Origin of the sequence: Actinomyces sp. ICM39, from assembly GCF_000282935.1 — a bacterium.
Lineage (GTDB): Bacteria > Actinomycetota > Actinomycetes > Actinomycetales > Actinomycetaceae > Pauljensenia > Pauljensenia odontolytica_B.
The window spans coordinates 95,011-114,867 of record NZ_ALCB01000108.1 but is presented as its reverse complement, the minus strand read 5'-3'; the positions used below and the strand labels follow the sequence as shown (position 1 = coordinate 114,867).

Genomic DNA, 19,857 nt, shown 5'->3' with positions numbered 1-19,857 from the left:
TCGCCCTCGAGGCCGCCGAGCGCGCCCTGTCCCGGGCTGCCGCCGAACGTGATCGCCTGAGCGAGCGGCGCTCCCAGGTCTCCCAGGAGGTCTCGGACGCTCGCCGCGCCCTGGACCGGCTGAGCGCCGAGCTGTCGGAGGCCACGGCCTCGGCCCACCAGGGGCAGATCGCCGCAGAGCAGACACGCTTGCGCGTCGAGGATCTGCAGCGGCGCGCCCTGGAGGAGCTGTCCCTCGAGCCCGAGCAGCTGCTCGCCGAGTTCGGTCCGGAGACGCTGGTGCCGATGCTGCCGCTCGACCCCGATCAGGTCGACAAGGCTGCGGCCGCCGAGCCGAGCGCGTACGTGCGCGCCGAGCAGGAGCGTGCCCTTGCGAAGGCGCAGAAGGACTTGGAGAAGCTGGGGCGCGTGAACCCCCTGGCGCTCGAGGAACACGAGGCGCTGGCCTCGCGGCACAAGTTCCTCGTGGACCAGGTGCAGGATCTTAAACAGTCGAAGGCGGACCTGCTGCGCATTGTGCAGGACGTGGATCGCCTGGTGGAGGAGGCCTTCGCGTCGGCCTTCGCCGAGACGCGCGAGCAGTTCGAGCACGTGTTCGGCGTGCTGTTCCCGGGCGGGGTGGGCGACCTGGTGCTGACCGACCCGGACGACATGCTGACGACCGGCATCGAGATCGAGGCTCGGCCCGCGGGCAAGAAGGTGAAGCGCCTGTCGCTGCTGTCGGGCGGCGAGCGTTCCCTGGCCGCGATCGCGTTCCTGGTCGCGATCTTTAAGGCGCGTCCGTCGCCGTTCTACGTCATGGACGAGGTCGAGGCCGCCCTGGACGACATGAACCTGACGCGCCTGCTGGCGATTTTCAAGGAGCTGCAGGAGACCTCGCAGCTGATCGTCATCACGCACCAGAAGCGCACGATGGAGATCGCGGACGCCCTCTACGGCGTCACCATGCGCGACGGTGTCACGACGGTGGTCTCCCAGCGCTTGGCGGACTAGGGTAAGGGTCCTCGCGTGAAAGGCCGTTGCTTCTACTCGCGATGACACCGCCTTCAAAGAAAATGAAGACAGAATTTGGACTTGAGAGGAGAGGGTAATGAGCAACAAGCAAGAGGGGACCTACCGTCTCGCGGGAGGGATCACCGTTACCGACGCTGATCTTGAAGCGGATGCTCAGCGCTTCGAAGCGGGCGAATGCGACGGAGCGTGGAAGGTTCTCCCGGAGCGCCCGCCGCGCTCAGGCCTCGACCCTCGTTAGCGTGCCGTGCGTGAGCTCATAGATCGTGTCCACGTAGGGCAGGATCGAGCGATCGTGCGTCACCATGATGGCGCTCTTGTTCTGTGACTTCACTTCCTTGCAGATCAGCTGGGCGATCTCCTGGCCGCGATCCGGGTCCAGGCTCGCGGTCGGCTCGTCTGCCAGGATCAGCTGCGGGTTCCCGATGAAGGCGCGAGCGATCGCCGCGCGCTGCTTCTGGCCACCCGACATCTGGCGCGGATACTTGGCGTAGGAAGCCTCAATACCCAGGTCCTCCATGAGGGAACGGACCTCGGCCTGACGCGCGGCCTTGTCCTTCTCGCCCTTGAGCTTCGCGACCAGCTCGAGCTGGTCGCCGATGCGCATGTAGGGCAGGAGCTGGTGGTCCTGGAAGATGAAGCCCAGCAGCTCCAGGCGCTTGCGCGTCCACTGCTTCTGGCTCAGCTGTGTGAGGTCCTGGCCGGCGATGGAAATGCGCCCCTCGTCGGCCGACAGCAGCAGGCCAGCGATGGACAGGAGCGTCGACTTTCCGGAACCTGAGGGCCCCAGGATCGCCACGAACTCACCGGCGTCGGCGCTCAGGCTCAGGCCACTCAGCACGCGGTGCGTCTGGTCGCCGTCGGCGTAGGACTTTCCGATCGAATCCAGTTCGATGATTGCCACTTTATTCTCCGTTTCCGCCGATGACTTCGATGGGATCCACCTTCTTGATCTTCAGCAGCGACAGCGCGCCGCACAGGATCGACGTCACGACGAAGCTGATCGCGACGGTGACGCTGTCTGCGAGAGTCATGATCGACGGGACGGTGCTCGGCAGGAACGGCGCCATGGCGGCGGCGAGGCCGAGGCCGATCACGACGCCGATGATCGAGATGATCGTCAGCTGGGAGATCTGAATGTAGGTAATGGTGCGCATCGGCATGCCAATCGCCTTCAGGACACCGAACTGGCGCAGCTTCTGCAGGGTGAGGATGTAGAAAAAGACGCCCAGGATCGCGGACGAGGCCACGAGGAGTACCCACGTGATCATCTTGAGCGTGAGGTTCTGGGCCTTGTAGCCGGGGATCTTGTCGATGACCTGCTGGCGGTCGGCGGTCATCAGGTGAGTGGGAAGGGCGTCCTCCGCAATCTCATCCGAGGTCACGACCGTCTGGGCCTGCCACCGGTAGTTCGGATCCGTCTTGGTACGCATACCCGCGTAGGTCTGCGAGCTGACGAAGCCGATGTCGCTGTATCCGTAGTTAGCCCTCTTGGCAAAGGCGACGACCGTGAGCTCCTGCTCCGAGATCTTGTCAATCACTCGATCGCCGACGCGGACGCCCTCGTTTTCAAACGCGCTGTCGAGGATGACTTCGTTATCCCCGAGCATGGAGATCGTCAGGTCGGAGTCGATGAGGGTCGGCTGGAGAACGTTACCGTCGTTGTGATCCGTCGCGAAGTACGTGATGTCCAGGGTGTTCGAGTCGTCGCCCTGGGTGATAGTCGCGCGCTGGATGACGAGGCTCGCGTAGTCGCGCATCCCGGCCGCTTCGAGGGCGTCGATGTCGTCGGAAGTCACCGACGAATAGGGGATGACGCCATCGGAGTCCGTCGACAGGACGTAGGTGAGGGGACCGTAGTTCGCGATCTGCGCGGACACGGAGGCGGCGAGGCCGTTGGTGAGGCCCGAGAGGAACACGACCATGAACATGAGCGTGGCGATCAGGAACTCGATGAGAACGAACTTCTTTGGTTGATATGTAATTTCGTTCCACGCTATTTTCATGGCTTTGCTCCAATGCGGGCGAAAGTGTGTCAGCTCGCCACCTTTTGTGCCCGAAAGCGGCTCGCAACTGTACCACGCGGTTTTTGACAGGCGCGCGAGGGAGATGTGCGACAGAGCGGGTCAGGGGTGGTTTCGTGACGTAGTCGTCGCAAATGGGCACAACAACGATGCGCACAAGAAAAACGCGGGCGGGGACCCCGTTGGTCCCCGCCCGCGCCTTCACGCCGTGCGTCCCGCCGCCGCGGGGGGCTCGCTCTCAGTCGTTCATGAAATGACGTTCGTCCAGGATCTGCGCGCCGCCGCCCACCAGCGAGGGCAGGTGCTCGTTTGCGTGGTGGCCGCAGAAGTACAGCTGGCCACCCGAAGGCATCGTCGCACGAACCCAGGCGCGAGCGCCGCAGGCGTCGCAACGATTTGCCGCATTCAGCTGCGGCTCGTCCAGTACGGGGCGTTCAAGAGTCTGTGCGTTCATGCTTCCATCACACACCATCACCCCGCCCCGTGCACCCCTGTTCACCCGGGGCGCAATCGACCGCCCGCACGCCGACACAATGAAACGGGGGAGTGGAAATCACTCCAACGACAGCCCCAACACGCCCCGAAACGGTACCCACCAGCGCGATCTGGCCCCGGCCTCGTCAATCGTGGAAAGCGTCCCAGAACCGGCGCCACGCGCACCGTTGGCCACAAACGAGCGCCCAGCCACATATGATGCACATCGTGACTCCTACCGACGCATCCGACTACAACGCACGGCACCTCTCGGTCCTCGAGGGGCTCGAGGCCGTGCGCAAGCGCCCCGGCATGTACATCGGCTCGACCGACCACCGTGGCCTCATGCACTGCCTCTGGGAGATCATCGACAACGCGGTCGACGAGGCCCTGGAAGGCCACTGCGACACGATCGACGTGCGCCTGCACCCCGACCACTCCGCCTCCGTCGCCGACAATGGCCGAGGCATCCCCGTTGACATCGTGCCCGGTCAGGGCCTGACGGGCGTCGAAGTCGTCTACACCAAGCTCCACGCCGGCGGTAAGTTCGGCGGCGGCTCCTACGCCGCCTCGGGCGGCCTCCACGGCGTCGGCGCCTCCGTCGTGAACGCCCTGTCGGCCCGCCTCGACGTGCAGGTCGACCGCGGCGGCAAGACCCACGAGATGTGCTTCCGCCGCGGCGAACCCGGCGAATTCGACGACTCGAAGCAGCGCACCCCTAACTCGCCCTTCAAGCCGTTCGTGGACGGCTCGACCCTCAAGACCGTCGGCAAGGTGAAGAAAACCCAGACCGGCACGCGCGTGCGCTTCTGGGCGGACTTCCAGATCTTCCCGTCCACCGAGGGCTTCTCCTGGGAGAACCTGCTGGCGCGCGCCCGCCAGACCGCGTTCCTCGTGCCCGGCCTGACCATCAACTGCTACGACGAGCGCGGCGAAGAGGAGCTCCACGAGAGCTTCCGCTTCGACGGCGGCGTCGTCGACTTCGCGAACTGGCTCGCCTCCGACGGCCCCGTCACCGACACGTGGCACATCACGGGCGAGGGCACCTACAACGAGACCGTGCAGGCCTTGGACTCCGAGACCGGGCACCTGCGCGCCACCGAGGTCGAGCGCACCTGCGAGGTCGATATCGCGCTGCGCTGGGGCATCGGCTACGACACGACCGTCCAGTCTTTCGTCAACATCATCGCCACCCCCAAGGGCGGCACCCACGTCACCGGCTTTGAGCAGGCGGTCCTCAAGACCCTGCGCGCCGCGATCGACAAGAACGCCCGTAAGCTCAAGGTCGGTGCGAAGGACGGGCGCCCCGAGAAGGACGACGTCCAGGCCGGCATGACCGCCGTCATCACCGTGCGCTTCCCCGAGCCCCAGTTCGAGGGGCAGACCAAGGAGACGCTGGGCACGCCCCAGATCCGCACCGTCGTCAACCGCGTGGTCTCCGACTGGCTGAAGGCCAAGTTTGCCTCCTCCAAGCGCGACGACAAGCAGCAGACCTCCCTCCTCATGGAGAAGGTCGTTGGCGAGATGAAGGCCCGCGTCTCCGCGCGCCTGCACAAGGAAATCTCGCGTAAGAAGAACGCGCTCGAAACCTCCTCGCTGCCCGCCAAGCTCGCGGACTGCCGCCTCGAGGACGTCGAGGAGACCGAGCTCTTCATCGTCGAGGGCGACTCCGCCCTGGGCACGGCCAAGGCCGCGCGCAACTCCCACTACCAGGCCCTGTTCCCGATTCGAGGAAAGATCCTCAACGTGCAGAAGGCCTCGACCGCGGACATGCTGGCCAACGCCGAGTGCGCCAACATCATCCAGGTGATCGGCGCGGGCTCGGGCCGTACCTTCGACCTGTCTCAGGCTCGCTACGGCAAGGTCATCCTCATGACGGACGCCGACGTGGACGGCGCGCACATCCGCACCCTGCTGCTGACCCTGTTCTTCCGCTACATGCGACCCATGGTCGAGGCCGGCCGCATCTACGCTGCTGTCCCGCCCCTGCACCGTATCGAGGTTGCGGGCAAGGGGCGTAAGAAGCGCGAGTACATCTACACCTACTCTGAGGACGAGCTGCATCGTAAGCTCGCCGCCCTGCGTCGCTCGGGCCGCACGTGGAAGGAACCGATCCAGCGGTACAAGGGCCTGGGCGAGATGGATGCCGACCAGCTCGCGGAGACCACGATGGACCGGGCCCACCGTTCGCTGCGTCGCATCACGCTGGCGGACGAGGAAGCCCTGCGTCAGGCTGAGGATGTGTTTGAGCTGCTCATGGGCTCGACCGTGGGTCCGCGCAAGGAGTTCATTGTCGAGGAGTCCGCGGGGCTGGATCGTACGCGTATCGACGCGTAATGACGGGCGTAAGTGCCCGCGTTCTGCACAAACGTTCATGTGTGTTGACCATATGTCAAGCATCAGTGTGACTAAAGGCCCTATCAGCCGGTAGGATGTTACGCATGACAGGACTTGCGCAGCGACTCACGCCGCCCGGGTCCGTCCCGTACCCGGGCAATCACCTCGGGTTGCGCTGGCGGCCCATGATCGGCCGCGACGCGCCCGCCGTGTACGCACTCATCTCCCTGATCGAAGACGACGACAACGCCATTCGGCGCACCTCCGTCGAGGACATTGCGGACATGATGGAGGGCGAGAACGGACGCGACTGGGTCGACACGATCGTTGGTCTCGACGCGAAACGAAACATCTGCGCGGTGGCGTCCGTGCGCGTGCTGCGCGGTATCCATGAGGCTGCGACCGCCGTCGTCAGCGCCTTCATTCACCCGCACTGGCGTGGTCGAGGTGTGGGGCGCGCCCTGCTCTACTGGCAGGATGGACGCGCCCGACAGATGCTCGTCGAGGAATTCGGCGCCGAGTCCGAGGTGCCGGTGTCTATCTCGAATCTCGTCGACGCGCACATGACCGACCGCCGCCGCCTCTACATCGCGGCCGGTTTCTTCGCCAAGCGCACCTATCAGGTGATGTACCGCGACCTTGCGGGCGGCGAGGTCGCACCGCAGCCGCGTCACGGCTACCGGATCCTGCCGTGGAATCAGGTTCCGCAGGATCAGATTCGTGCCATCCATATGGAAGCTTTCCAGCAGGCGTTCCGTTCCCCACTGCGTGCCCTGTGGTGGGACGATGCGATGAACCACTTCGACCCGCGGTGGTCTTTCGTCGCCGTCGATTCTGAAGGCGAGGTGGTCGGCTACGCGATCACGGGTCGCCCCGCGCAGCGCTGGGTGGCAACGGGTCGTCCGGAGGCCTACGTCTACCTGCTGGGCGTCGCGGAGGCTCACCGTGGTCGTTCTGTGGCGACGGCCCTCGTGGGGCACACGGTTGCGGCAGCGTCGGCCTCGGGAGCGTGCCGTATCGGCCTGGATGTCGACATGTCGAGTCCCGATGGCGCGCATAATATCTACGAGCACCTGGGCTTCGTCGATGAAGCCGCCGAGGTTTATTACACGATCGACCAGTAGAGACGGAAGGAGGCGAGCATGAGCATTCCTCTCGCGCAGCGAGCAAATGCCCCCGAGTTCGTCCCCTTCCCGGGCGAGCATCATGGGATCGAGTGGGAGCAGCTGACGGCAGCTCACCACGTCGGTCTTTCTGCTCTTTTCGCCCGTATGGAGGCTCGCGACAACCCGCCGTATCGCACGAGCCCCGACGAGGTTGAGGAGATGCTCTCGGGTGCATCGCAGTGGCGAGGCCTCGTCGGCATCGCCCGCAAGGGTATCGCGGCCGGTCGCATCGTCGCCTTTGCGCAGGTGGTCCTTCGTTTCCCCGGGCGCGTGGAGTGCGTGTGCGTCGGGGGAGTGGATCCCGACTTCCGGCGCATCGGCCTCGGCAATGCGATCGTCGACTGGCAGGAGGGTACCGCCCGACAGATGCTCGCTGGTGTCGAGGGTGACGCCCCGGCTCAGATCACCTGTCACGTCGAGGCCGGCCAGGACGATCTTGAGGCTCAGCTGAAGGTGCACGGCTTCCGTTGGGCGCGCACCTACTACGAGCTGCGTGCCTCCCTGGATGACCTGCCGCCGGTGCCCGACCTTGGGTCGTACATGAGCATCGAGGCCTGGGAACCTCAGTGGGAGGAGCCCGCTCTGCGCGCCGCAAACCGGCTCAATGAGTCCGAGTGGGGTCGTCCTCCGCTGACGCAGGAGCAGTGGATGCAGGGGCGCACGGCCTTTGCTCCCGAATGGTCTTTCGTCGCCGTTGACCGGACGGGCGATCGCCCCCGCGTCGCGGGTTTCCTCCTGGCCTCGCGTTACGAGCAGGATTGGGCGGCTCTGGGCTGGCGCGAGGGGTACATCGATCAGATGGGTGTGCTCTCGCAGTGGCGTGAGAGCCGTGTTGCGGATGCCCTGATCCTCGCGTCGATGTGGGCGCAGAAGCGCGACGGTATGGATCGCGCGGGCACGGGAGTGGGGTCTGCGAACCACACGGGCGCGCTCGCCATCTACGACTACCTGGGCTTCCGCACGGTGGGACAGACCAGGCTCTACGCCATCGAGATCTGACTGTCGTTTCGCATGGTGGATGTTTCCGCGCATCCTCTTGTGTTAGCGTCGTCACTTTTTTCTCTCTGATGGGATCATTTCTTCCGGTTTTCTTTTCAGTTTTCACATAAATGATCCCTAGGTCCTAATTGTCTGACCAATTAATTTTTTAGGCTCCCAGCAGAGGCCACGAGCGGCCTCGGCGCCACGCGCGTCCCTTCCCCACAGTGCGGAGCCAGCATGACTACGAAGTCGTCAGCACCAACCAAGTCCATTCCGCCTCTGGTCATTCGAAGCGCCATTGTTGCCTCCCTCGGCGGCCTGCTCTTCGGCTTTGACACAGCGGTCATTTCCGGCGCGGAAGAAAAGCTCACCGAGCTCTACGCGCTCTCCTCTATGGGTGAGGGCATGATCGTTGCCATTGCAACCATTGGCACGATCTGCGGTGCTATCGTCGCCGGAAAACTCGCCGACCGCTTTGGCCGTAAACCCATCCTCTTCTGGATCGGCATCCTCTTCGGCGTGGGTGCACTGGCCACGGCCCTGGCGCCTGTGCCCACCCTGGTGACAGCTGCTGACGGCACGGTCTCGGCCTCGTCCGCCTTCCCGATCACCTTCTTCATGGTGTTCCGCTTCCTCGGCGGCGTCGGCGTCGGCCTGTCCTCCGTGGTCGCTCCCATTTACACCGCCGAAATCGCCCCCGCCCGCGTGCGCGGACGCCTGGTCGGCCTGGTCCAGTTCAACATCGTCTTCGGTATCCTCCTGGCCTACGCCTCCAACGCGGTCATCCGCGAGATTGCGCACGAAGACACCGCGTGGCGCTGGATGCTCGGCGTCATGGCCGTCCCCGCCGTCTTCTTCCTCATCTTCCTGGCCACCGTCCCCGAGACGCCGCGCTGGCTGCTGGCTCACGGACACGAGGAACGCGCCGTGAAGATCTCCGAGCGCCTCACCTCCACGCAGGAAGAAAGCAGCGAGCAGATCGCCGAGATGAAGGCGCAGATCGCCGAGGACGCCGCCGGCGGCAAGGTCGCCTTCTTCACGCGCCGCTACCGCAAGGTCATCCTCATGGCCTTCTGCATCGCGATGTTCAACCAGCTCTCCGGCATCAACGCGATCCTCTACTACGCGCCCAAGGTCATGAAGCTCGCCGGCGGCGCCGCCGTGCTGGGTGATGCTTTCCCCTACATCGGCTCCGTCATCGTCGGCCTCATGAACCTGATCGCCACCATGGCCGCCCTCACCGTCATCGACCGTATTGGCCGCCGCCAGCTCATGATCGTCGGCTCGATCGGTTACCTGATCTCGCTTGGCTTCCTCGCCGGCATGATGTTCGCCTACGAGGGTGGCTACTTCGAGGAGGGTAGCGCGGCGCCCGTGTGGCTCATTCTCCTCGGCCTGCTCGGCTTCATCGCCTCCCACGCCTTCGGTCAGGGATCGGTCATCTGGGTCTTCATCTCCGAGATCTTCCCGAACCGCGTGCGCGCGCGTGGCCAGTCGCTGGGCTCGCTCACGCACTGGGTCTTCGCCTTCATTACCACCTACGCCTTCCCCGTGCTCACCGATAAACTCGGTGGTGGCTACGCTTTTGGAATCTTCTTCCTCGCGATGGTTGGTCAGCTATTCTGGGTGCTGAAGGTCATGCCCGAAACCAAGGGCATTCCGCTCGAAGAAATGGAAGAGAAGCTGGGGTTGACCAATGACTAGGATCGTGAACATCGGGGAAGCTCTCATCGATGAGATCACCCGCCCAAACAGTGAACCCGTCGAGGTTGTCGGGGGATCGATGCTCAACGTTGCCGCCGGCCTGACCCGGCTCGGCCACGAATCCGAGCTGGCGACGTGGTTCGCCCGTGACGCTCGCGGCGACAAGGTGCGCGCTCACGCCGAGGCCGCCGGCGTCACCCTGACGCCCGGTAGCGACGGTGCCGAGTTCACCACGGTGGCTCACGCTGCCGTCGACGAGAAGGGGCACGCCACCTACGAGTTCGACCTGTGCTGGGATGTGCCCTCCGTCGAGGATCCCGACACTGTTGGACACGTGCACACCGGCTCCTACGTGGTCGTCGTCGAGCCCGGCGCTGACAAGGTCCTGGCCGCCGTCAAGCGCCAGGCCATCCGCGGAACCGTGTCCTACGACCCGAACATCCGCCCGGCTCTCCTGGGCACGCCCGACGAGGCCCGCCCGCACGTCGAGGCGATCGTGGCTCTCGCGGACGTTGTCAAGGCGTCGGACGAGGACCTGAAGTGGCTGTACCCGGGCCGCCCCGTCGAGGACGTCCTGCGCGAGTGGCTGCAGTCCGGTCCCTCCCTGATCCTGTGCACACGCGGTCCGTGGGGTGTCTACATCCTGACCGCCGCCGAGCGTGACATGCTCGTCGTCGATCCCCTCGACGTCGAGCTGGTGGACACCGTGGGCGCGGGCGACTCGCTCATGGCCGGCCTGATCTCCGGCCTGGTGGATGCGGGTCTACTGGGCTCGGCCGAGGCGAAGCAGCGCCTGCGCGAGGCCTCGTGGGATCAGATCCTGCCCGCCATTCACCGCGGCATCATCACCTCCGGCATCACCATCTTGCACCAGGGCGCGTACTCGCCTACGCGCGAGGAGGTTGCCGGCATTCTGGCCGCCGACCCGACGCTGCGAGGCTGATGGGGGAGCGTTCCTCAACTGATGGGTGTGGGCCCGGCCGATTGGCTGGGCCCACACCCATATCCGCATGGATCACGAAAACGGTGGGGTGGCCGGGAGCAATCCCGGCCACCCCACCGTCATGACTAGAAGGGGGCGTCAGCCGATCGACGCGATCGCGAAGGTGATCGGCACGCCCGAGCCGTCGCGGCGCTCGTCCTCGGCGGGCAGTTCAATGGGCGAACCATCCGCGGACGCGGCGCGTGCCGGCTTCGTGCCCACCCACGCGATATCGAGTCGATCCTCACCGCGCAGGAAGCGCTGGCAGCGCACGCCCTGGCCGCCTCGGCCCTTCGCCGGGTAGCACTCGAAAGGCGTCACCTTCACCGTCGTCTGGCCCGTGCCCGGCAGTGCGCCCAGAGCGGCGGCCACAGTCACGACGACGGCGTCGATGGGAGCCTCGACCACCCAGAAGCCCAAGGCCTCGGCACCGGCGTTCAGCTTCATACCCGCCATGCCGCCGGCCGTACGACCCTGCGGGCGAACCTTCGCAGCGGGGGTACGCAGCAGCTGCGCGTCCGACGAAATAAACACCAGGTCCGCCTCGTCCGAGCAGCGATCGAAGCCCACTAGACGGTCACCATCCTCCAGGGCGATGACCTCCCACTCGTCGCGCTGCAGCACGTCCGGGCGCAGGCGCTTGACCGTGCCGCGAGCCGTGCCCATCGCGACCACATCGGTGCCCTCGGGATCGAGCAGACCCACGGCGGGAACGTCCGTGTGCAGCAGGAGTGACGCAGGCATCGCCCCGGCAAGGGACAGGCCCGTCTCAAAGCGGGGGAGTGCTGGCAGATCCACGACGTCGATGCGGTGGGCGATGCCGTCCTCCGTCACCACGGCTACCTGCGAGCGGGCCGTCGACGGCAGCTGCACGCGCCAGCCGTCCGACGCCGCGCGAGGTCCGGGCTCAAGGGGATCCCCGCCCTCGACGCGGGCGAGAGCCCCCGAGGAGGACAAAACCACGACGCACGGGTCATCCGGGATCTGCAGGTCCAGGCCCTTGCCGGAACGCGACACCGACGGCAGGGCCGCCAGTGCGGCATCGTCGGACGCGGCTCCCACGGGCGTGCCCGTCGAGGCCAGCAGCAGCGTGCGGCGCGGCGTGCCTAGGCGATCCGAGACCTCGCGCAGCTCCTTCTTCACGAGCGCGCGCAGCAGCTCCGGATCCTCCAGGATCTCGCGCAGCGACGCGATCTTCGCCAGCAGCTCGTCGCGCTCAGTCTCCAGCTCGATGCGTGAGAACTTCGTGAGGCGACGCAGGCGCAGCTCGAGGATGTAGTTCGCCTGCGCCTCGGACAGGTCGAAGGCCGTCATGAGGCGCTCGCGCGCGATCTCCGCGTCGTCGGAGGAGCGAATGATGGCGATGACGTCGTCGATATCCAGGATCGCGATGAGCAGGCCCTCGACCAGGTGCAGGCGATCCTCGCACTTCTTCAGGCGGAAACGGCTGCGACGCGTCGTGACATCAAGGCGATGATCCAGGAAGACCTGCAGCATCTCTTTGAGGCCCAGCGTGCGCGGCTGGCCGCCCACGAGCGCCACGGCGTTGATCGAGAAGGAATCCTCCAGCGGCGTGCGCTGGTAGAGCTGCTGGAGCACGGCCTCGGGGTTGAAACCGTTCTTCACCTCGATGACCAGGCGCAGGCCGTGGATGCGGTCCGTGAGATTCTGAACCGAGGAAATGCCCTTCAGGCGTCCCGCGTTCGCGTTTTCCTTGATCTTCTCGATGACCTTTTCGGGACCGACCATGTAGGGCAGCTGCGTGACGATGATGCCCATCTTGCGGGCGGTCACGCGCTCGATCTGGACCTTCGCGCGGGTCTTGAACGCGCCTCGGCCCGTCTCGTAGGCCTCCTTGATGCCCTCGAGGCCGACGATGACGCCACCCTCAGGCAGGTCGGGACCCGGAATGTAGCGCATGAGGTCGGCGACGGACGCGGAGGGGTTATCCAGCAGGTGAATGGCGCCCGCGATCGTCTCCGACAGGTTGTGCGGGGCGATATTCGTCGCCATACCCACGGCGATGCCCGAGGCGCCGTTGACCAGGAGCTGGGGGAAGGCCGCCGGCAGGACGTCGGGCTGCATGAACTGGTTGTCGTAGTTGGGGACGAAGTCGACCGTGTCCTCGTCCAGGCCCGTCACGAGGTCCAGCGCGGCGGGTGCCATGCGTGCCTCGGTGTAACGCGCGGCGGCCGGGCCGTCGTCCAGAGAGCCGAAGTTACCGTGCCCATCGACCAGGGGAACGCGCAGGTTGAAGGGCTGCGCGAGGCGCACCAGGGCCTCGTAAATCGCGGAATCGCCGTGCGGGTGGAGCTTACCCATGACCTCGCCGACCACGCGCTGGGACTTCACGTGTCCCTTGTCGGGGCGCAGCCCCATCTGATCCATCTGGAAGAGGATGCGGCGCTGTACGGGCTTGAGGCCGTCGCGCGCGTCGGGAAGCGCGCGCGCGTAGATCACGGAGACGGCATACTCCAGGAAGGACCCACGCATCTCATCGGACACGTCGATCTCTGTGATGTTCTCGTCCTTCTCAGGGATGTCGACGACCTGGTCCTTCTTAGCCATACGCGCAATTATTGCGCGGCTTGGCGCTCATTTCGACTGGCGCGCCGCTTCGGGGCACAATTGGGGCATGGACACATGGACCCGTATCGAACGTGGGGGCTTCTACCCCAAGGCGGTGCAGCGCGCGCTGCGCCGGGCTCTGGGCGCCGCGGAGCCGCTGGCGACGCTGTGCCAGGTGGATACGGGTTTCGACCGCGGATCGGTATTCCGGCACCTGACCGTTGCCTCGCTGACGGACCGCGCCATCGTCCAGCTGCACGTTGATGAGATGGACGGTGGCTCTGCGACGATCGCGACGGCTGTGCATCGGGTGGGTGACATCGCCGGATACTCCACGATGGAGGTCTACACCGACCCCGAGAACGCGAGCGGCCTGTCCGAGATGACGATTGCGCTGGACCTGAAGGGCGCGCGCCGCCTCGAGCTCGAGCCCGCTCGCTGCGATGACCCCAATTGCATGGCCGACCACGGCCTGGCGGGCACGTCCTTCCCCGACGATATGACCTTCCGGATCTCTGCGGCCGCCGACGGCCAGGATGCCCTCGACGAGGCCATGGTCTTCGTCGATCATCTTGCGCGCCTGATGGGAACCCGCAGTGAGTGAGCGCGCGCTGACACTGGACCTGCCCGGCGCCGACCTGCCCGGCGCGGGGGATCCGGTCATCACGGACATCGTCGCGGGTGCCCTTTCGTCGATTGATGCTGATTTGCCCGGTGCATCTGCTCAGGCGGCTGCATCCCTCGGGATCGAGGACGGGGCTGAGCAAGTCCTCCTCATCCTGGTTGACGGCCTCGGGTACGAACTGATCCAGGACTACGCCGGGCATACCCCGACGTTGCGCCGGCTGCGCGGGGACATGCGGTCGATCCACACGGTCGTTCCCTCGACGACGGCCGCGGCCATCACGGCTTTCGGGACGGGTGCTCGCCCGGGTGCGACCAACATGGTGGGCTTTTCCGTCGCCTACGGTGGCGGCGTCATGAACCTGCTGGCCATGGAGGGTGGGCCCGCGCCCACCGAGTGGCAGCCCACCCCCACGTACTTTGAACGCCTCGCCGCGGTGGGCGTGTCCTCGGCGGTCATCTCGCCGGCTCGTTTCGCGGGATCCGGGTTGACGGGTGCCGCACTGCGCGGAGCGCGTCACGTGCCTGCGGAGACGCTCGATGAACGCGTGAGCGCCGCCCTGCGCGAGCTGCGCGCGGGAACGCCCGTGGTGTACCTCTACTGGTCCGAGATCGACCACGCCGGCCACGGCTCGGGCGTCGGCTCGGACAGCTGGATCGGTGGCCTCGAAGAGTTCGATGCGGGCCTCGCCCGGCTGTTGAGGTCGCTGCCCGCGGGCGTGCGCACCGTCATGACGGCTGACCACGGCATGATCAACGTCGACGCCACGCAGATCCTCGACGTCGCATCCACGCCCGCCCTGCGCGATGGCGTGCGCATCATCGCGGGAGAAACTCGCGCGGTGCACGTCCACGCCGAGGAAGGACGCGCCGACGAGGTGGAGGCGCGCTGGCGCGACGTCCTGGGGGAGAGCGCCTGGGTCGTGTCCGGTGACGACATCAGCACCCTTATCGGTGCGGGTGACGGTGCGTCGGTTATCGGAGACTTCCTCGTTCTCGCACGAGGCCGGGGTGGAGTCGTCGACTCACGCACGCAAAGCGCTTCGGCGATTGCTATGCCCGGTGTGCATGGATCGCTCACCTCCACGGAAATGCGCATTCCCGTCATCGTGCTGTCGTGAGCGCACTCGCTCAGATACGACCAGTGGCCGCCCTCGGAGGAGAGCGGCCACGACGACAAACGATTGCTTAGGACTTCGAGCCGAATAGGATCTCGTCCCAGCTGGGCACGGACCTGCGGTTCTTCTTCGACGACGCGCGGGCCATACGCGAGCCCGTGACGCCCTGGGACGGCACGGCGCCCGTTGCGCCTTCCTCCGCCTTCGCGGGAGCCGTGTCGACGGGAGCGACGGCCTTCATGGGAATCGCCGACGTCGACTGCTCCTCAGCCTTGGGCTCATCTGCCGTGTCATCCTCGGAGGAAGCGGGGGTATCGGAGAGCCAGGGCAGGACGCCCGACGAGGCCGGGGCCTCGTTCTTCTGCGACCGCGAAGCCACGGGGATGGAGCCGGTTGCGGCGGGGCGAGCCGAAGGAATCTGGCCGGTCGCGGGGAAGAGCGCGTCTTCGGAGGTCTGTGCCGGTGCCTCAGACTTCGTGCGAGCCGACGCGAGCGAATAGATGCGGGCCGAAATGGGACCGGTGGACGTGTCGGGTTCGGTGACCTCCGGCTCGTCCTCGCCAGCGATTGCGGCCAAGTACTCGGCTTCCTCGTCCACCTCGTCGTCCAGATCCAGGTCAATCTGCTGGCGCTTGCCGCGCACGGCGTTGAGCTGATCGACGATTGCCTCGCGGTTACGCAGATCCTCCTCGTCCGGATCCGGAGTGGGAGCCGTGCGAGGCAGGGGAGTGAAGATCGACGCCGTCGGAGAGACGGACACCTGCTCGGTCAGCCACTGAGCCTCTTGGTCGATAGCCTCCAGTGAGCCGGAATTCGACAGATGCCAGTGGGCCGCATGCTCTGCGGCGCCCTGCACGAAGGTCACGATGATTTGCCAGGGCTCCCCGGCCTCGCGGGTCGCAGACCATTCCAGGGAAGCCGGGTCGACGCCGCGTGCGGCCAGGCGATCGACGACGAGATCACCCATCGTCGGGCCACCCTCGCCGACGCGAACGGCGCGCGCACGGGTGAGCGCATAATCTTTTTCGGCCTGCACGGGAGCCTCAAAACGCTCGACCGCGCTGACTTCCATTCCGTGTTCGGACGCAATCTCCTGAGGAGTTGCGCCAGCGCGCAGGAGGGCCTGAATGTCACGAGGAGCGAGGGTAGGGCGAGCGGGAGCAAGCTCCACCCGCGGACGGTCGCGGCGCGTCGCACCGCGGAGCTCGTCCGAGATCAACACCGAATAGCGTTCACCCTGGGCATCGGTGAGCACCAGGGACTCGCCATCGGCGCTGGTCCCGAGCAATTCGAGCTCAATCATCACTTCCTCCTCAAACGTCTAGGTCGAATCGTCTCAAATAATGCAAAGAATGTCGCGTAGCTGGGCGCGTGTCACACATACGATGGCACATTACTCTCACAAGTGTTATCCTCCCTGCGCATAGACCACTCGCGCAAACCGGCTCGAGAGGCGAAAGGGGAGAACCATGGCAACCGATTACGATGCGCCGCGCAAGAACGAAGACGAGGTCGCAGAGGACTCGATCGAGGAGCTGAAGTCCCGTCGCAACGACGCCGGCTCCGCCGAGATCGAGGAAGACGAGAACGAGGCCGCCGAGAATTTCGAGCTTCCTGGCGCTGACCTGTCAAAGGAAGAACTGACCGTTCACGTCGTTCCCCGTCAAGAAGACGAGTTCACCTGCTCGCAGTGCTTCCTCGTGCACCACGCGTCGCAGCTCGACCACGTGGACGCCAACGGTGCCCCCGTGTGCACCGAGTGCGCGATGTGAGGTAGGACGATGTTCGGACGCAACAAGAAGAACGCTGAAGAAGACATCGAAGAGGTCGAGGTCCTGCCTCGCCTCAGCGACGAAGATGCGGACATCTGGAGTGAGCCCGGTCCTCGCAACTACGGTGAGGTCGACGCCTCCGACGGCTACGTCGACATGGGATCCATCCTGTTCCCCGCGGTTCAGGGCATGCAGCTGCGCACGCAGGTCGCCGACGACGGAACGACCGTCCTGCAGATCCTCGTCGTTCTCGGTAGCTCCGGCATCCAGATGAGCGTCGCCGCCGCGCCCCGTTCCGGTGGCGTGTGGGAGGAACTGCGCGAAGAAATTCGCAAGGGCTTCGAAGACCAGGGCGCCAAGGTAGCCGACTACCCGACGCGCTACGGCAACGAGCTCCTCGTCGACATGCCAATGCAGATGCCCGACGGACGCTCCGCGACCTCGCGCATGCGCATCATCGGCCGCGAAGGCGACCGCTGGTTCGCCCGCATCGACATCCTCGGCCCCGCCGCCGCGAACGCGGAAGCCGGCGTCGAGATCGAAAAGGTCATCGACCGCATCATCGTGCGACGCGATGAGCACCCGCGCACACGCCTGGAGCTGCTCCCGGTACACCTGCCTGCGGGTGCCCAGGAAGCCTGACATGGCCTCGTGGATCGCTCGGGTCGGCGCGGCACTCGGTCTCGACAAGGACACGCGTTCCCTGGACGCTGCCCTTGACGAGGACTCGGCGCGCGCCGCCCGCGGGGTCACGCCCATCCGCGACGTGACTGACCGCTCTCATGTGCTCGTGTTCGGCACGCTGCTGGGTATGACGTACCCGCCCGAGGAGGGAGCCCAGCGCGTCCTCGTTGCGACCCTGTACGACGGTACTGACACCCTGGAGCTGCGCTGGCCTGGCCGCGCGTCCATTCCCGGGCTCAGCGTCGGCCAACGTCTCGAGGCCGAAGGTACCGTCGGTCGCGTGGGCGAACGCCTCGTCATCATTAACCCCCTCTATCGCGTGATCGCGGGGGAAGGCTGATGCCGACCCCACGCTGGATGAGTCAGGCAACCTCCGATGACTTCTCGTGGTCCGACGCGCTCGGAGGCACGCGCGGCGTCATCGAAGCAACCGCACCCGGCCTCGTGTTCGTTGTCGTGTACGTGGCCACGCGTGCGCTCGTCCCCACGCTGATCGCGGCGTTGTGCGTCGCGCTTCTTGCCTGCGTGATCCGCCTCGTTCAACGCCAGGGGCTCCAACAGGCACTGTCCGGGCTGTTCGGTGTCGCCATCGGCGTCATCTTCGCGGCCGCGACGGGGCGCGGAGAGAATTACTTCGCGTGGGGTATTGTCACGAACATCGCCATGGCCCTCGTATTCGCCGTGTCCGTTCTGCTCAGGAGGGGCCTCGTCGCCCAGTTCTACGGCCCGCTGACCGGACTGCCCAAGGGGTGGCAGTCAGACCCCACGTACGCGGACCTGCGCCGCAGCTGCAGCTTGCTGACGTGGATGTGGGCCGGTATCTTCGCGCTGCGCGTCCTCGTCCAGGCACCCCTCTGGCTCGGCGGACAGGTCGCGGCGCTCGGCGTGGCCAAGCTGATCCTCGGCCTGCCGCTCTTCGGGCTCGGCGCCTGGGCCACGTGGTGGGGCCTGCGCCGTTACTCCTCGTCCTCCGATGATTCCTCCGACTCCGGGGAAGCGACCAACTGACGCAGGTCCTCCAGCTCGGCGGTGTCCGCATCGGGCACGAGAAGCAGAAGCTCATCGGAGGCCTCGAACACGTCGTCGGCGCTTGGCGTGATCGGACGGCCGTCGCGTAGGAGCGCGGCGAGGACCGAACGGGCCGGCAGCGCCAGGGAATGGACGCGCTTGCCCACAACCGGGGAATCCTCGGGCAGGATGAGCGCGTGCATCGACACGGCGGCCGTGTTGAAGGAGAACAGGCGCACCGGAACGCCCACCGACACCGCCTCCTCGACGAGGGATGTCATAATGCGCGGCGTCGACACGGACACATCCACGCCCCACGCCTGATCGAACAGCCACTCGTTCTTCGGGTTGTTCAGGCGAGCAACCACGCGGGGGACCGCGAATTCGGTCTTGGCCAGCAGGGAGATGACCAGGTTCGCCTTGTCGTCGCCGGTCGCGGCGACCATCACGTCGGCCTCGTCCACGCCCGCGTCGTGCAGCGCGTCAGGCGAGCACGCGTCGGCGAGCACCCAGTCCGCGTCTGCCACGGACGAGATGCGCAGCTTCTCGGGCATGTTGTCGATCAGGGTGATGTCGTGTCCGTGAGCGAGCAGTTCCAGGGCGACGCTGCGGCCCACCGATCCGGCTCCAGCAATCACAATCTTCATGCTCACACCTCCGTCTTGGGCGAGTTAGCCAACTGGTCGCGCAACTGCGCGGTCTCGGTCCCGTTGATCGCGAAGTACAGCTGATCATGCTCCTGGACCACGAGGTCCGGCGACGCGGTGCGGATGGATCCCAAGCGCGATGTGAAGACGATGCGGCAGCCCGTGAGCTCCTCGACGACCTGGAAACTCAGGCCGTACCATCCGGGGGAAGGTGTCGCGTTCACGAGGCCGACCTCGCCGGTTGGGTGGGACCAGATGAGCGATGCATCCGGAGGGAGCAGGCGGCGCATCACCGACTCGGTGGTGCGCTGCACCGAGGCGACCGTCGGAATGCCGAGGCGCTCGTACAGATAGGCGCGCGTCGGGTCGTAGATGCGCGCGACCACGTGCTCGACGTGGAAGACCTCACGTGCGACGCGCGCGGCGATAATGTTCGAGTTATCACCCGACGAGACTGCCGCAAACGCATACGCGTCCTTGATGTTCGCTTGACGCAGGCAGTCGCGGTCCATGCCCACGCCCGTCACGCGACGACCGGAAAAGTCCGGGGAGAGGCGCGAGAAAGCCTTGGAATCCTGGTCAATAACCGCCACGGAATGGCCCGCAGCGTCCAACGTTGATGCCAGGCGAGCGCCGACGCGCCCGCAACCCATGATCACAAAGTGCACGACTACCAAAGTACTCCGGTCCTCGCGTAATAGCCAAGTGTGCGCTTCGCCGCTGCCACTGGACCGTCAGGTGGACTACGCTTAACAACC

20 protein-coding genes are annotated in these 19,857 nt (G+C 65.8%); 13 read left to right on the top strand and 7 right to left on the bottom strand.

The window, feature by feature from the left end; genetic code table 11:
* Together HMPREF1137_RS07405 and HMPREF1137_RS10425 are read left to right on the top strand one after the other, a co-directional pair.
* Window positions 1-992, top strand: a 992-nt coding sequence (locus HMPREF1137_RS07405) for an AAA family ATPase (RefSeq protein ID WP_007590548.1), incomplete at its 5' end; no start/stop codon positions are given.
* A gap of 97 nt (window positions 993-1,089) precedes the next feature.
* On the top strand, window positions 1,090-1,251 hold the full coding sequence (locus HMPREF1137_RS10425) for a hypothetical protein (protein WP_007590516.1): 162 nt from the start codon (window positions 1,090-1,092) through the stop codon (window positions 1,249-1,251).
* Here HMPREF1137_RS10425 and HMPREF1137_RS07400 read toward each other — a convergent pair.
* From HMPREF1137_RS07400 to HMPREF1137_RS07390, 3 genes are all read right to left on the bottom strand, one after another.
* The gene (locus tag HMPREF1137_RS07400; RefSeq protein ID WP_007590400.1) at window positions 1,231-1,914 is read right to left on the bottom strand and encodes an ABC transporter ATP-binding protein; all 684 of its coding nucleotides are present in this window, start codon (window positions 1,912-1,914) and stop codon (window positions 1,231-1,233) included. The genes HMPREF1137_RS10425 and HMPREF1137_RS07400 overlap by 21 nt on opposite strands.
* A gap of 1 nt (window position 1,915) precedes the next feature.
* Window positions 1,916-3,016 (bottom strand): FtsX-like permease family protein, encoded by a 1,101-nt coding sequence (locus tag HMPREF1137_RS07395; protein WP_007590460.1) that lies wholly within the window; start codon window positions 3,014-3,016, stop codon window positions 1,916-1,918.
* A 256-nt stretch (window positions 3,017-3,272) separates the two neighbouring features.
* On the bottom strand, window positions 3,273-3,488 hold the full coding sequence (locus HMPREF1137_RS07390) for a DUF7455 domain-containing protein (RefSeq protein WP_007590381.1): 216 nt from the start codon (window positions 3,486-3,488) through the stop codon (window positions 3,273-3,275).
* A 236-nt stretch (window positions 3,489-3,724) separates the two neighbouring features.
* Here HMPREF1137_RS07390 and HMPREF1137_RS07385 point away from each other — a divergent pair, with 236 nt between their 5' ends.
* The 5 genes from HMPREF1137_RS07385 (at window position 3,725) to HMPREF1137_RS07365 (ending at window position 10,639) form a co-directional block, all read left to right on the top strand.
* On the top strand, window positions 3,725-5,845 hold the full coding sequence (locus tag HMPREF1137_RS07385) for a DNA gyrase/topoisomerase IV subunit B (RefSeq protein ID WP_007590499.1): 2,121 nt from the start codon (window positions 3,725-3,727) through the stop codon (window positions 5,843-5,845).
* 185 nt (window positions 5,846-6,030) lie between these two features.
* Complete coding sequence (locus HMPREF1137_RS07380; protein ID WP_007590398.1) at window positions 6,031-6,969, top strand: GNAT family N-acetyltransferase; 939 nt, start codon at window positions 6,031-6,033, stop codon at window positions 6,967-6,969.
* An 18-nt stretch (window positions 6,970-6,987) separates the two neighbouring features.
* Window positions 6,988-8,010 carry a GNAT family acetyltransferase gene (locus tag HMPREF1137_RS07375; RefSeq protein ID WP_007590544.1) on the top strand — a complete coding sequence of 341 codons (1,023 nt, stop codon included), beginning with the start codon at window positions 6,988-6,990 and terminating at the stop codon, window positions 8,008-8,010.
* 219 nt (window positions 8,011-8,229) lie between these two features.
* Window positions 8,230-9,696, top strand: coding sequence for a sugar porter family MFS transporter (locus tag HMPREF1137_RS07370; protein ID WP_007590525.1), 1,467 nt, complete (start codon window positions 8,230-8,232; stop codon window positions 9,694-9,696).
* Window positions 9,689-10,639 carry a PfkB family carbohydrate kinase gene (locus HMPREF1137_RS07365; RefSeq protein WP_034497280.1) on the top strand — a complete coding sequence of 317 codons (951 nt, stop codon included), beginning with the start codon at window positions 9,689-9,691 and terminating at the stop codon, window positions 10,637-10,639. Before HMPREF1137_RS07370 ends, HMPREF1137_RS07365 begins: the two co-directional genes overlap by 8 nt.
* Before the next feature lie 138 nt (window positions 10,640-10,777).
* Here the strand turns inward: HMPREF1137_RS07365 and HMPREF1137_RS07360 are convergent, their stop codons facing one another.
* On the bottom strand, window positions 10,778-13,246 hold the full coding sequence (locus HMPREF1137_RS07360; RefSeq protein WP_007590467.1) for a DNA gyrase/topoisomerase IV subunit A: 2,469 nt from the start codon (window positions 13,244-13,246) through the stop codon (window positions 10,778-10,780).
* A gap of 67 nt (window positions 13,247-13,313) precedes the next feature.
* Between HMPREF1137_RS07360 and HMPREF1137_RS07355 the strand changes: the two genes are divergently transcribed.
* Both HMPREF1137_RS07355 and HMPREF1137_RS07350 read left to right on the top strand, forming a co-directional pair.
* A complete protein-coding gene (locus HMPREF1137_RS07355; protein ID WP_007590532.1) occupies window positions 13,314-13,850 on the top strand; it encodes a DUF5998 family protein in 537 nt (178 codons plus the stop codon).
* Window positions 13,843-14,991 carry an alkaline phosphatase family protein gene (locus HMPREF1137_RS07350; RefSeq protein ID WP_007590538.1) on the top strand — a complete coding sequence of 383 codons (1,149 nt, stop codon included), beginning with the start codon at window positions 13,843-13,845 and terminating at the stop codon, window positions 14,989-14,991. Before HMPREF1137_RS07355 ends, HMPREF1137_RS07350 begins: the two co-directional genes overlap by 8 nt.
* Before the next feature lie 67 nt (window positions 14,992-15,058).
* On the opposite strand, the gene sepH is transcribed toward HMPREF1137_RS07350, so the two are convergent.
* Window positions 15,059-16,291 carry a septation protein SepH gene (gene sepH / locus HMPREF1137_RS07345; protein WP_007590493.1) on the bottom strand — a complete coding sequence of 411 codons (1,233 nt, stop codon included), beginning with the start codon at window positions 16,289-16,291 and terminating at the stop codon, window positions 15,059-15,061.
* A gap of 166 nt (window positions 16,292-16,457) precedes the next feature.
* Here sepH and HMPREF1137_RS07340 point away from each other — a divergent pair, with 166 nt between their 5' ends.
* Genes HMPREF1137_RS07340 through HMPREF1137_RS07325 form a run of 4 tightly spaced genes read left to right on the top strand, consistent with a single transcriptional unit; the run spans window position 16,458 to window position 18,452 of the window.
* A complete protein-coding gene (locus HMPREF1137_RS07340) occupies window positions 16,458-16,760 on the top strand; it encodes a DUF4193 domain-containing protein (RefSeq protein WP_003792577.1) in 303 nt (100 codons plus the stop codon).
* 9 nt (window positions 16,761-16,769) lie between these two features.
* Window positions 16,770-17,402, top strand: a complete 633-nt coding sequence (locus HMPREF1137_RS07335; protein ID WP_007590503.1) for a DUF3710 domain-containing protein — start codon at window positions 16,770-16,772, stop codon at window positions 17,400-17,402.
* A gap of 1 nt (window position 17,403) precedes the next feature.
* Window positions 17,404-17,784, top strand: a complete 381-nt coding sequence (locus tag HMPREF1137_RS07330; RefSeq protein WP_007590497.1) for an OB-fold nucleic acid binding domain-containing protein — start codon at window positions 17,404-17,406, stop codon at window positions 17,782-17,784.
* Entirely contained in the window at window positions 17,784-18,452 is a 669-nt protein-coding gene (locus HMPREF1137_RS07325; RefSeq protein ID WP_034497276.1) for a DUF3159 domain-containing protein, read from the top strand. Before HMPREF1137_RS07330 ends, HMPREF1137_RS07325 begins: the two co-directional genes overlap by 1 nt.
* Here HMPREF1137_RS07325 and HMPREF1137_RS07320 read toward each other — a convergent pair.
* Window positions 18,401-19,099: a potassium channel family protein gene (locus HMPREF1137_RS07320; RefSeq protein ID WP_007590488.1), complete on the bottom strand. Its 699-nt coding sequence runs from the start codon at window positions 19,097-19,099 to the stop codon at window positions 18,401-18,403. The genes HMPREF1137_RS07325 and HMPREF1137_RS07320 overlap by 52 nt on opposite strands.
* 2 nt (window positions 19,100-19,101) lie before the next feature.
* The gene (locus HMPREF1137_RS07315; protein ID WP_207760487.1) at window positions 19,102-19,752 is read right to left on the bottom strand and encodes a potassium channel family protein; all 651 of its coding nucleotides are present in this window, start codon (window positions 19,750-19,752) and stop codon (window positions 19,102-19,104) included.
* Window positions 19,753-19,857 lie beyond the last annotated feature (105 nt).

What these genes read in the sequence shown, in the direction of transcription:
- HMPREF1137_RS10425 (WP_007590516.1), top strand. Translation starts at nt 1,090, where the DNA reads ATGAGCAACAAGCAAGAGGGGACCTACCGTCTCGCGGGAGGGATCACC.
- HMPREF1137_RS07395 (WP_007590460.1), bottom strand. Translation starts at nt 3,016, where the DNA reads ATGAAAATAGCGTGGAACGAAATTACATATCAACCAAAGAAGTTCGTT.
- HMPREF1137_RS07390 (WP_007590381.1), bottom strand. Translation starts at nt 3,488, where the DNA reads ATGAACGCACAGACTCTTGAACGCCCCGTACTGGACGAGCCGCAGCTG.
- HMPREF1137_RS07385 (WP_007590499.1), top strand. Translation starts at nt 3,725, where the DNA reads ATGATGCACATCGTGACTCCTACCGACGCATCCGACTACAACGCACGG.
- HMPREF1137_RS07380 (WP_007590398.1), top strand. Translation starts at nt 6,031, where the DNA reads ATGATCGGCCGCGACGCGCCCGCCGTGTACGCACTCATCTCCCTGATC.
- HMPREF1137_RS07375 (WP_007590544.1), top strand. Translation starts at nt 6,988, where the DNA reads ATGAGCATTCCTCTCGCGCAGCGAGCAAATGCCCCCGAGTTCGTCCCC.
- HMPREF1137_RS07370 (WP_007590525.1), top strand. Translation starts at nt 8,230, where the DNA reads ATGACTACGAAGTCGTCAGCACCAACCAAGTCCATTCCGCCTCTGGTC.
- HMPREF1137_RS07365 (WP_034497280.1), top strand. Translation starts at nt 9,689, where the DNA reads ATGACTAGGATCGTGAACATCGGGGAAGCTCTCATCGATGAGATCACC.
- HMPREF1137_RS07360 (WP_007590467.1), bottom strand. Translation starts at nt 13,246, where the DNA reads ATGGCTAAGAAGGACCAGGTCGTCGACATCCCTGAGAAGGACGAGAAC.
- HMPREF1137_RS07355 (WP_007590532.1), top strand. Translation starts at nt 13,314, where the DNA reads ATGGACACATGGACCCGTATCGAACGTGGGGGCTTCTACCCCAAGGCG.
- sepH (WP_007590493.1), bottom strand. Translation starts at nt 16,291, where the DNA reads ATGATTGAGCTCGAATTGCTCGGGACCAGCGCCGATGGCGAGTCCCTG.
- HMPREF1137_RS07340 (WP_003792577.1), top strand. Translation starts at nt 16,458, where the DNA reads ATGGCAACCGATTACGATGCGCCGCGCAAGAACGAAGACGAGGTCGCA.
- HMPREF1137_RS07335 (WP_007590503.1), top strand. Translation starts at nt 16,770, where the DNA reads ATGTTCGGACGCAACAAGAAGAACGCTGAAGAAGACATCGAAGAGGTC.
- HMPREF1137_RS07330 (WP_007590497.1), top strand. Translation starts at nt 17,404, where the DNA reads ATGGCCTCGTGGATCGCTCGGGTCGGCGCGGCACTCGGTCTCGACAAG.
- HMPREF1137_RS07325 (WP_034497276.1), top strand. Translation starts at nt 17,784, where the DNA reads ATGCCGACCCCACGCTGGATGAGTCAGGCAACCTCCGATGACTTCTCG.
- HMPREF1137_RS07320 (WP_007590488.1), bottom strand. Translation starts at nt 19,099, where the DNA reads ATGAAGATTGTGATTGCTGGAGCCGGATCGGTGGGCCGCAGCGTCGCC.
- HMPREF1137_RS07315 (WP_207760487.1), bottom strand. Translation starts at nt 19,752, where the DNA reads ATGGGTTGCGGGCGCGTCGGCGCTCGCCTGGCATCAACGTTGGACGCT.